We start from the raw sequence: 11,002 nt of genomic DNA on the forward strand, positions 1-11,002 counted from the left end.
TCAGACGCCCGCCAGATGCACCACCAGTTGCACAATGCCAAACAGCGTCAGGGCGAATACCGCCGTGAACGCGATACCCAAGAAGATGAAATGGCTGGGCTTGCCGTGGGTGAAGTCCCTCGCCCGGTTCTTGCCGCTCTGCACCCCGAACGCCGCCGCCATGACGCTATGCAGCATCTGCCAGAACGTCGGTGGCTTGTTGTCGACTGGATCGTCCATAAATCCCCCGTCTGCCGTGTGTGTCAGACAAGCATAGCCAACCGTTTTCAGGCCGCAGAAATAACTGTGGGAGCCAACAGGCTCCCACAGGGTGTCGTCGCGTGAAGCGGGATCAGTTGTCGTAACCCAGATTCGGCGCCAGCCAGCGTTCGGTCAGGCTCAGTTCCTGGCCTTTGCGCGAGGTGTAGCTCTGCACCTGATCCTTGTCGACCTTGCCCACGGCGAAGTACTGCGCCTGCGGATGGGCGAAGTACCAGCCGCTGACCGCTGCCGCCGGGAACATCGCGTAGTGCTCGGTGAGGAACACGCCGCTGCGACCGGCGCGCATTTCCTGGGCCTCAGGGTCGAGCAGGGCGAACAGCGTGGCCTTCTCGGTGTGATCCGGGCAGGCGGGGTAGCCGGGAGCAGGGCGGATGCCGGAGTACTGCTCTTTGATCAGCGCCTCGTTGTCGAGAGCTTCATCCTTGGCGTAACCCCAGTGCTCCTTGCGCACCTGCTGGTGCAGCCACTCGGCGCAGGCCTCGGCCAGACGGTCGGCCAGGGCCTTGACCATGATCGAGTTGTAATCGTCGCCAGCGTCCTGATAAGCCTTGGCCACTTCTTCGGCACCGATGCCGGCGGTGGTGATAAAACCACCGACATAGTCGGTCACTTCGCTGTCCTTCGGCGCGACGAAGTCGGCCAGGGAGAAGTTCGGTTTGCCGTCGGTCTTGATGATCTGCTGGCGCAGGTGATGCAGGCGGGCCATTGGCTTGCCGTCATCGCCGTACAACTCGATATCGTCATCGTGCACCTGATTGGCCGGCCAGAAGCCGAACACTGCACGGGCGCTGATCAATTTCTCGTCGATCAGCTTGGTCAGCATCTCGCGGGCGTCCTTGTACAGCGAGGTCGCCGCTTCACCGACCACTTCGTCTTCGAGGATGCGCGGGAACTTGCCGGCCAGATCCCAGGAGATGAAGAACGGCGTCCAGTCGATGTACTCGGCCAGGACGTTGAGGTCGATATTGTCCAGCACGCGGGTGCCGGTGAAGGTCGGTTTGACCGGCGTGTAGGTGGCCCAGTCGAACTGCGGTTTCTTGGCGATCGCGGCGGCGTAGCTCAGACGCTCGGTACGGGCGCTGCGGTTGGCGGTGCGCTCGCGGACGTCGATGTACTCTTCGCGGGTCTTCTGGACGAAGCCGGCCTTCAGTTCCTTGGACAGCAACTGCGTCGCCACGCCCACGGCGCGGGAGGCGTCGGTCACGTAGACCACCGCGTCGTTGCTGTACTTGGGCTCGATCTTCACCGCCGTGTGCGCCTTGGAGGTGGTCGCGCCGCCGATCATCAGCGGCAGGTGGAAGTCCTGGCGCTGCATCTCGCGGGCCACGTGGACCATTTCATCCAGCGACGGGGTGATCAGGCCGGACAGGCCGATGATGTCGCACTTCTGCTCCCTGGCCACCTGCAGAATTTTCTCGGCCGGCACCATCACGCCGAGGTCGACGATGTCATAGCCGTTGCAACCGAGTACCACGCCGACGATGTTCTTGCCGATGTCGTGTACGTCGCCTTTTACCGTGGCCATCAGGATCTTGCCCTTGGCTTCCGGCTTGTCGCCCTTTTCCAGTTCGATGAACGGAATCAGGTGCGCCACAGCCTGTTTCATCACGCGGGCGGATTTCACCACCTGGGGCAGGAACATTTTGCCGGCGCCGAACAGGTCGCCGACGATGTTCATGCCGGACATCAACGGGCCTTCGATCACTTCGATCGGGCGGGCGAAGGACTGACGGGACTCTTCGGTGTCTTCGACGATGTGGGTGGTGATGCCCTTGACCAGCGCATGCTCAAGACGCTTGTTGACGTCCCAGCCGCGCCACTCTTCGGTCTCGGCTTCCTTGACGCTGCCGTCGCCCTTGTACTTGTCGGCGATGGCGAGGAGGGCGTCGGTGCCTTCCGGGGTGCGGTTGAGGATCACGTCTTCAACGGCGTCGCGCAGCTCCTGCGGGATCTGGTCGTAAATCTCCAGCTGACCGGCGTTGACGATGCCCATGGTCAGGCCGGCGCGGATGGCGTACAGCAGGAACACCGAGTGGATCGCCTCGCGCACCGGGTTGTTGCCGCGGAACGAGAACGACACGTTGGACACGCCGCCGGAACTCAGGGCATACGGCAACTCGTCACGGATGTAGGCACAGGCGTTGATGAAGTCCACAGCGTAGTTGTTGTGTTCTTCGATGCCGGTGGCCACGGCGAAGATGTTCGGGTCGAAGATGATGTCTTCCGGCGGGAAGCCGACTTCGTTGACCAGAATGTCGTAGGAGCGTTTGCAGATCTCTTTCTTGCGCGCTTCGGTGTCGGCCTGGCCCGCTTCGTCGAACGCCATCACCACCACGGCGGCGCCGTAGCGCTTGCACAGTTTGGCGTGGTGGATGAACTGCTCGACGCCTTCTTTCATGCTGATCGAGTTGACGATGCCCTTGCCCTGGATGCATTTGAGGCCGGCTTCGATCACGTCCCATTTCGAGGAGTCAATCATGATCGGCACGCGGGAAATGTCCGGCTCGCCGGCAATCAGATTGAGGAAGGTCACCATGGCCTTCTTCGAATCGAGCATCCCTTCGTCCATGTTGATGTCGATCACCTGGGCGCCGGCCTCGACCTGCTGCAGGGCGACTTCCAGGGCTTCAGTGTAGTTGTCTTCACGGATCAGGCGGGCGAACTTCGCGGAGCCGGTGATATTGGTCCGCTCGCCGACGTTGACGAACAACGAGCTGCGATCGATGGTGAACGGCTCCAGGCCTGAGAGGCGGCAAGCCTTGGGAATGTCCGGAATCTGCCGCGGCGCGTAGCCGGCAACGGCTTTGGCGATGGCTTCGATGTGGCCCGGGGTGGTGCCGCAGCAACCGCCGACGATGTTGAGGAAACCACTCTGGGCGAATTCTTCGATGACCTTGGCGGTGTCCACCGGCAGTTCGTCGTACTCGCCGAACTCGTTCGGCAGGCCGGCGTTCGGGTGCGCCGAAACGTGGGTGCTGGCCTTGTCCGACAGCTCTTCCAGATACGGACGCAATTCGCGGGCACCGAGGGCGCAGTTCAGACCGACCGAAATCGGTTTGGCGTGGGCCACGGAGTTCCAGAACGCTTCGGTGGTCTGGCCCGACAGGGTACGGCCGGAGGCGTCGGTGATGGTGCCGGAAATCATGATCGGCAATTCGAAGCCCAGTTCTTCGAACACGCCTTGCACGGCGAAGATCGCGGCTTTGGCGTTGAGGGTGTCGAAGATGGTTTCGATCAGGATCAGGTCGGCGCCGCCCTCGATCAGGCCTTTGGTGGCCTCGGTGTAGTTTTCCACCAGCTCATCGAAGGTGACGTTGCGATAGCCTGGGTTGTTGACGTCCGGCGACAGCGAGCAGGTACGGCTGGTCGGGCCCAGAACGCCGGCGACGAAACGCGGCTTGTCCGGGGTCTCGAGGGTTTTCGCGTCGGCGACCTTGCGCGCCAGACGGGCGCCTTCTACGTTGAGTTCGTAGACCAGTTCTTCCATGCCGTAGTCGGCCATGGAAATCTGCGTGGCGTTGAAGGTGTTGGTCTCGAGGATGTCGGCGCCGGCGTCCAGGTAGGCTTTCTCGATGCCGCCGATCACGTCCGGGCGGGTCAGCACCAACAGATCGTTGTTGCCCTTGACGTCGCTCGGCCAGTCGGCAAAGCGTTTGCCGCGATAATCCTGCTCTTCGAGCTTGTAGCTCTGGATCATCGTGCCCATGCCGCCGTCGAGAATCAGGATGCGCTCTTTGAGAGCTTGCTTGAGAGCTTGAAGGCGGACGCTGCGATCGGACATTGGGGCTACTCGAAAAAGACCATGACGAAGGGCCGGGATCATAACAAACCTGTGCGGTTTTAGAGCATGTGACGCTTTTGCATGAATATCGCTCATGTTGGTACGAGCGTCATAACGGTAGAATCGCGGCGTTTTTCTTCAGGATCAGGGTCAGGGACATGTCGTACCGCGTCATCAGCATTGCATTGCTGTTTTTAAGCTTTGGCGCGGCGGCGCAAAGTCCCGCTATTTCTTCTTCTATTTCCTACACCCGAGACATCCAGCCGATCTTCACCGAAAAGTGCGTGGCCTGCCATGCGTGCTACGACTCTGCCTGTCAGCTCAACCTGGGCAGCGGTGAAGGCGCAGCGCGGGGCGCGAGCAAGATGCCGGTCTACGATGGCGAACGCACCCAGGCGGCGCCGACCACGCGGCTGTTCTATGACGCCTTCGGCAAACGGGCCTGGCAGCAGAAAGACTTCTACTCGGTGCTCGACGCCCAGGGCAGCCAGGCCGCACTGATGGCGCGCATGTTGGAGCTGGGACACAAAACGCCGCTGACCCCCAACGCCAAACTGCCGCAAGACATTGTGCTGGGGCTCAACCGCGAAAACCTGTGCGCGATGCCCGCCGAGTTCGAAGGCTATGCCGGCGCCCATCCGAAAGAGGGCATGCCGCTGGCGGTGACCGGGCTGACCGATCAGCAATATCAGACACTGCAACGTTGGCTCGCTTCCGGCGCACCGATCGATGAGCAAGGCCTGGCGCCAAGCGCCAAGGAAGCGATGCAGATCGTCCAGTGGGAAAATCTGCTCAACCAGCCTGGCGCGCGGGAAAGTCTGGTCGGGCGCTGGCTGTTCGAGCACTGGTTCCTGGCGCATATCTATTTCAAGGACGGCGAGCCGGGGCATTACTTCCAGTGGGTGCGCTCGCGCACGCCGACCGGGCAACCAATCGATCTGATCGCCACCCGTCGCCCGAACGACGATCCGGGTACTCAGGTGTATTACCGCCTGTGGCCGGTGCAGGGCGTGATCGTGCACAAGACCCACATCACTTATCCGCTGAGCGCGGCGAAGATGGCGCGGGTCAAAAGCCTGTTCTACAACGGCAACTGGCAGGTCAATGCCTTACCGGGTTACGGGCCGCAGAGCCGGGCCAACCCGTTCGCGACCTTCGAGGCGATCCCGGCGCAGGCGCGTTATCAGTTCATGCTCGATAATGCCGAATACTTCGTGCGCACCTTCATTCGTGGCCCGGTGTGCCGTGGGCAGATCGCAACCGACGTGATCCGCGACAACTTCTGGGCGCTGTTCCAGGCCCCGGAACACGACCTGTACATCACCGACCCGAACTATCGCGGCCAGGCCACGCCGTTGCTGGCCATGCCGGGGCAGAACGACGATGTCGGCAGTGTCCTGAGCCTGTGGCACAACTACCGCAACAAGCGAAACCAATATGAAGCCCTGCGCCGTGACAGCTATGCGGATCTGCCGGCGCCGAGCTGGTCGACCCTGTGGGCCGGCAACGACAACGCCTTGCTCAGCATCTTCCGCCACTTCGACAGTGCTTCGGTGACCAAGGGCCTGATCGGCGAAGTACCGCAGACCCTGTGGCTGTTCGACTATCCGCTGCTGGAACGCACCTATTACCAGTTGGCAGTGAATTTCGATGTGTTTGGCAACGTCTCCCATCAGGCGCAAACGCGCTTGTATTTCGACCTGATCCGCAACGGCGCCGAACAGAACTTCCTGCGCCTGATGCCCGCCGATTCCCGCGAAGGCTACCTCGACGATTGGTACCAGAGCAGCGGCCAGTTCAAGATGTGGCTCGATTACGAAGCCATAGACGATGACAAGCCGACCGCGCTGAAACTCGACGAGAAAGACCCGAAACGCGATTTCGCCATGCAATTGCTGGCGCGCTACGGCGATCTCAACGCGCGTCCGGATCCGATCAACCGTTGCGAAGACGCCTACTGCTCGCGCCCGAACATCGACCCGGCGCTGCAAAACGCCGAACAGGCGCTGAGTCGCCTGACTTCGCGCCCGGCGGCGGGCCTGAAAGTGATCGATCAATTGCCGGAAGCCACCATGCTCCGGGTTGAAACCCGCAGCGGCAAGCGCGAGGTCTACAGCCTGCTGCGCAACCGCGCCCACAGCAACGTGGCGTTCCTGCTCGGCGAATCGCTGCGCTATCAACCGGGGCTGGACACGCTGACGATCTACCCGGGCGTGCTCAGCAGCTACCCGAATTTCATGTTCAACGTTCCGGCAGACCAGGTGCCGGCGTTTGTCGATGCGATGGAAGGGGCAAAGGACGCGGCGCAGTTCGAGAAAGTCGTCGAGCGCTGGGGGATTCGCCGCAGTCATCCGCAGTTCTGGTTCTATTTCCACGATTTGAGCCAGTACATCCACGAAACCGAGCCGGTGGAAGAGGGCGTGCTGGACATGAACCGGTACGAGAATCTTTGATCGTTTGAGCGATGGCGGTTGTCCCAATCCTGTGAAGTACGGGATCGGGAGCGCCATTGATGTTGATTTCAGTGCAGGCCCTGCGAGCGCTCGCCGCATGGGCGGTGGTCTGCCATCACTTCATGCAGATTTTCTTCGACTTCGAGGCGCGCGGGCCGATAGGTCAGCTGTTCATCGACAAAGGCGCGGTGGGCGTCGATATCTTTTTCGTGATCAGCGGGCTGGTGATTTTCCTGTCCACCGAAGGCAAGGCGCTGCCGCCCGCGCGGTTTCTGCTGTATCGACTGTTCCGGATTGTCCCGGCGTATTGGCTCTACACCGTGCTGATGGCTTTGTTGGTGGTATTCGCCCGGCCGTTGCTGCCGGATCAGACGTTGGACTGGAGTCATTTGCTGCTGTCGTTGCTGTTTATCCCGACCGAAAACCCCGGCGGCTACGGGATCTACCCGACCCTGAATGTCGGCTGGACCCTGAATTACGAGATGCTGTTTTACGTGTTGTTCGCCTGGGCGCTGTTGTTTCGGTTGCAAGTGCGCTTGCTGGTGGTCGCGGCGCTGCTGTTTGCGGTGTGCCAGGCCTGGACCGGGTTTGGCTGGGTCAGCGAGTTCTATCGCTCGGACATCGTTTATGAGTTCCTGCTCGGGATCAGTATCGGCATGTTCTATCGCCGCGGCTGGATCGGACCGGCGCTCTGGCTGCCGTTGCTGGGGATCGGGGCGGCGTTGCTGGCGATCTATTACTTGCCGCCCGATCCCCGGTTGCTGAATTGGGGCGTGCCCAGTGCGGTGCTGGTCATGGCCAGCATGGCGCTGGAGCGCTACGTCGAGCGCAACAGGCTGCTCAAACTGCTGGGCGACTGTTCGTACTCGGTGTATCTGATGCATGTGCTGGTGCTGTCGGCCGGCGGTTATCTGGCCCGACGCTATGGGATCAACCCGTATTTGATGTTTGTTGTCTGTGCGCTGGCCATCGGTATCGGTTCCTGGCTGAGCTACGAATGGGTGGAAAAACGCAGTTATCAGTGGCTTAAAGCGCGGATTGACGGCGAACCTGGCGCCTAGCCGATTTGCGAACTATTCCTACGTAAATACTAGGACTTTGTGCCGCGCGCCGATTGGCGTAAACTCCGCCTCAAGCCTGCGAGGAGTCTCCATGACCGCTATTACCATTACCGACGCCGCCCATGATTACCTGGCCGATCTGCTCTCCAAGCAGAACACCCCGGGCATCGGCATCCGCGTTTTCATCACCCAGCCTGGCACCCAGTACGCCGAAACCTGCATTGCCTACTGCAAGCCGGGCGAAGAGAAACCTGAAGATACGGCGCTTGGGCTGAAAAGCTTCACCGCTTACATCGACTCGTTCAGCGAAGCGTTCCTCGATGATGCCGTCGTCGACTACGCCACCGACCGCATGGGCGGCCAGCTGACCATCAAGGCGCCAAACGCCAAAGTCCCGATGGTCAACGCCGACAGCCCGATCAACGAGCGCATCAACTATTACCTGCAAACCGAAATCAACCCGGGGCTGGCCAGCCACGGCGGTCAGGTCAGCCTGATCGATGTGGTGGAAGACGGCATTGCCGTGTTGCAGTTCGGCGGCGGTTGCCAAGGCTGCGGCCAGGCGGACGTGACCCTGAAGGAAGGCATCGAGCGCACCTTGCTCGAGCGTATTCCGGAGCTCAAGGGCGTTCGCGACGTGACCGACCACACGCAGAAAGAAAACGCCTACTACTAAGGTGTTCGCTGCGGCATGAAAAAACGGCGCCCCGTGAGCGCCGTTTTTTTATGCGTGAGATTCAATGAAGCCTTCGCGAGCAAGTCCGCTCCCACATTTGGAATGCGATCGAATGTGGGAGCGGACTTGCTCGCGAAAGGGCCGTCATGGGCGGTAAAGATGTGCATGCCCCGCGCGATACAGCGACGACTCGCTAAAGTGATCGCTACCCAACACCCGCCCAACCAGAATCAACGCCGTACGCCGAAACCCCTTGGCGGCAACCTTCGCGGCAATATCCTCCAGCGTCCCGACCGCCCAGTCCTGATCCGGCCACGTCGCCCGGTGAATCACCGCAATCGGGCAATCCGCGCCGTAATGCGGCAGCAGCTCAGCCAGGATTTTCTCCAGATGATTGACCCCCAGATGAATCGCCATGGTCGCCCCGTGCTGCGCCAGACTGCCGAGCTCTTCGCCAACCGGCATTGCGGTCTTGTCCGCATATCGGGTCAAAATCACGCTTTGCGAGATGTCCGGCAGGGTCAGTTCAGCGCCCAACAGCGCGGCGCACGCGGCGGTGGCGGTCACGCCGGGAATGATCTCGAACGGAATATCCAGCTCACGCAAATAACGAATCTGCTCGCCAATGGCGCCATACAGGCTCGGATCTCCCGAATGTACCCGAGCGACGTCCTGGCCCTTGGCATGGGCGGTCTTGATCAGGTCGATGATCTGTTCCAGGTGCAGTTCGGCGCTGTTGACCACGGTTTCCGCGCAATGACCTTCCAGCACCGCCGTCGGCACCAGCGAACCTGCGTAGATGATCACCGGGCAACTGCGGATCAGCCGCTGGCCTTTGACAGTGATCAATTCCGGGTCGCCGGGGCCGGCGCCGATGAAGTAAACGGTCATCGTTGGATCCTGTAAAAAAGGGGCAGGGCGGTGCTTCACAAGCGCTTCAGATGAGGAATGCTCATGATCGAAAGCGTGAATTATCGGGAATTTACGCCGCGCCGGCCAATGCCAGAGTTGCCTGGGCGTATTTTTGCCGGGGTATCAGCAATTTTGCCGGGCCGCTGATCAACTGTTCGGCGAGCGCCAGCGCGGCACTTTCCGCCACGCCGTAGCAACCGGTGCGTTCGAAGGCAATCTGTGAATGATGACTCAGTCGTTGCTGATAACTGACCAGTTCTTCGCTGCTGAAATACAGCAATGGCAGCGCCAGTTGGGCGGCGAGTTCCTGCAGGCCAGGTTCGTCGCGCTTGAGGTCGATGCTGGCCAGCGCCTTGACCTTCTCCAGATCAATTCGATGTGCCTGTAATGCCTGATCAAGCAAGGCGCGCAGCGTGCTGGCCGGGCAGCCGCGCTGGCAGCCCAGGCCGACCACGAAGGTCGGCGCTGCGCTGTCATCGGTCATGCCTGGTACTGACCTTCGCTTTTGCGGCGGAACAACCACGCGCTGATCAGGCCCAGGGCCAACCAGAACGCGACGTTGGTCAGCTGCGAAGCGATTTTGAACTGAGCTTCGAGGGCTTCCGGAGCGAGCATCGAATGCACTTCCGGTTGTGGCGCGCCGATCACGTGCGGCACGGCAAGGATCGCCACGCCGAGGATCTTCATCAGCCAGTGACGGCTGAACACGATCAAGGCCAGGCCGACAGCGGTGGAGGCGGCGGTGCCGATCCACCACATCTGACGCGAGGCCAGATCCGCGGCGGCGGTGCCCGGCAGCTCAGGTGGCAGGCCCAGGGTCGGTGCAAGCACGAAAGTCGCATAACCGGCCAGGCCCCAGAGCAGGCCTTGCGAGGTTTTGGTCGGCGCACGCAGGGTATACAGGCCCGCGAGCATCAGGGCAAAACCCACGGCAACCACCAGATTGCCGCCGGTGGTGGACACCACGCGCTGCCAGCCGTCTTCCGGCTCCCAGGCTTCGGCATCGTGGGTGTGGGCGGCAGTGCCGGCAGCGTGTTCGTGAACTTCGGCAACCGGTTCGGCTTTCTCGAAGGTTTCGGCCTGCAGAATCAGCGGTGATACCCAGAAGCTTTGCAGCAAGGTCAGGAGCAGGGCAGCCAGAAGGCCGGTGAAACCTGCGGTCTGCGCAATACGCTTGATCATGTCGTCAGGTCTCAGTGGCACGGAAATGCAGCGCTGTGGCGGGTATCGTGAGCAGCGTTGTGCACCGCTTCGATGTGCGAGAAACCGGCGAAATACACCAGGCACGCACCGAGGATCGACGCGCAGACGGCGGCGGTCAGGCGTTGGCTCAGGGTGGTGGTGCTGGAGATCTTGTCCGAATTGCTGCCGGTGCTGCTGATGATCGACATGGCGCTTCCCTCTGGAATGTCAGCGGGTGAATAGAGCGCATGAAAACCCCTGCGGCCGCGCACGCAGAGGTTCGAACAGCGCCCGCCCACCGCGGGTTTGTCAGGTTCAGTGGCGATATCGCGCACTGTGTGTTGCGGGCCGGTCTCCGGGCTCACGAGGGGTGGCTGTCTGCCGACCTGCAAGCGTCACCTTCCCATGCCTGCGGGCACAGTGGATCTGACGCTTCGCTCGCTTACCGTTGCGGGGGCAGCACCGGACTGACATGGCTTTAGAGTAAAGCACATGATTCACCGGTTTCCCGTTTCACCCTGTGAGGGGCACCCGTAACAAGTTGTGTAGGAGAGCATGGGTTGGGGAATTTAGTCAATTTTGTGGGCAGATCCGTTGCTGCGGTAACGGCTTCTTAGGGTTCCGCCCTTACGGCGGGTCACTTTTTCCAAACGCCCGGAATGCCGGCCCAGAAAAA

At 61.2% G+C, this 11,002-nt stretch carries 9 protein-coding genes and 1 riboswitch; of the genes, 3 read left to right on the forward strand and 6 right to left on the reverse strand.

What is annotated here, in order from left to right; translation table 11 throughout:
* Together ACTJK9_RS04290 and metH are read right to left on the reverse strand one after the other, a co-directional pair.
* Window positions 1–219, reverse strand: coding sequence for a DUF2970 domain-containing protein (locus tag ACTJK9_RS04290; RefSeq protein WP_007959515.1), 219 nt, complete (start codon window positions 217–219; stop codon window positions 1–3).
* Between the two features lie 112 nt (window positions 220–331).
* Entirely contained in the window at window positions 332–4,042 is a 3,711-nt protein-coding gene (metH, locus tag ACTJK9_RS04295; RefSeq protein ID WP_440812389.1) for a methionine synthase, read from the reverse strand.
* Window positions 4,043–4,200: 158 nt separating this feature from the next.
* Between metH and ACTJK9_RS04300 the strand changes: the two genes are divergently transcribed.
* The 3 genes from ACTJK9_RS04300 (at window position 4,201) to nfuA (ending at window position 8,232) form a co-directional block, all read left to right on the forward strand.
* Entirely contained in the window at window positions 4,201–6,495 is a 2,295-nt protein-coding gene (locus ACTJK9_RS04300) for a fatty acid cis/trans isomerase (RefSeq protein ID WP_440812391.1), read from the forward strand.
* 59 nt (window positions 6,496–6,554) lie between these two features.
* Window positions 6,555–7,556 (forward strand): acyltransferase family protein, encoded by a 1,002-nt coding sequence (locus ACTJK9_RS04305; protein ID WP_440812394.1) that lies wholly within the window; start codon window positions 6,555–6,557, stop codon window positions 7,554–7,556.
* A 91-nt stretch (window positions 7,557–7,647) separates the two neighbouring features.
* On the forward strand, window positions 7,648–8,232 hold the full coding sequence (nfuA, locus tag ACTJK9_RS04310; protein WP_007959519.1) for a Fe-S biogenesis protein NfuA: 585 nt from the start codon (window positions 7,648–7,650) through the stop codon (window positions 8,230–8,232).
* 144 nt (window positions 8,233–8,376) lie between these two features.
* Here the strand turns inward: nfuA and cobM are convergent, their stop codons facing one another.
* From cobM to ACTJK9_RS04330, 4 genes are all read right to left on the reverse strand, one after another.
* Window positions 8,377–9,123 (reverse strand): precorrin-4 C(11)-methyltransferase, encoded by a 747-nt coding sequence (cobM, locus tag ACTJK9_RS04315; protein ID WP_440812397.1) that lies wholly within the window; start codon window positions 9,121–9,123, stop codon window positions 8,377–8,379.
* 91 nt (window positions 9,124–9,214) lie between these two features.
* Window positions 9,215–9,628, reverse strand: coding sequence for a cobalamin biosynthesis protein (locus ACTJK9_RS04320; RefSeq protein WP_440812400.1), 414 nt, complete (start codon window positions 9,626–9,628; stop codon window positions 9,215–9,217).
* Window positions 9,625–10,326 carry a CbtA family protein gene (locus tag ACTJK9_RS04325; RefSeq protein WP_085610454.1) on the reverse strand — a complete coding sequence of 234 codons (702 nt, stop codon included), beginning with the start codon at window positions 10,324–10,326 and terminating at the stop codon, window positions 9,625–9,627. The genes ACTJK9_RS04320 and ACTJK9_RS04325 overlap by 4 nt, the downstream gene beginning before the upstream one ends.
* 11 nt (window positions 10,327–10,337) lie before the next feature.
* The gene (locus ACTJK9_RS04330; RefSeq protein WP_007959524.1) at window positions 10,338–10,535 is read right to left on the reverse strand and encodes a CbtB domain-containing protein; all 198 of its coding nucleotides are present in this window, start codon (window positions 10,533–10,535) and stop codon (window positions 10,338–10,340) included.
* A 120-nt stretch (window positions 10,536–10,655) separates the two neighbouring features.
* Window positions 10,656–10,876, reverse strand: a riboswitch (cobalamin riboswitch).
* Between the last annotated feature and the right edge of the window lie 126 nt (window positions 10,877–11,002).

Source organism: Pseudomonas sp. 22082, from assembly GCF_052046055.1.
Lineage (GTDB): Bacteria > Pseudomonadota > Gammaproteobacteria > Pseudomonadales > Pseudomonadaceae > Aquipseudomonas > Aquipseudomonas pharyngis.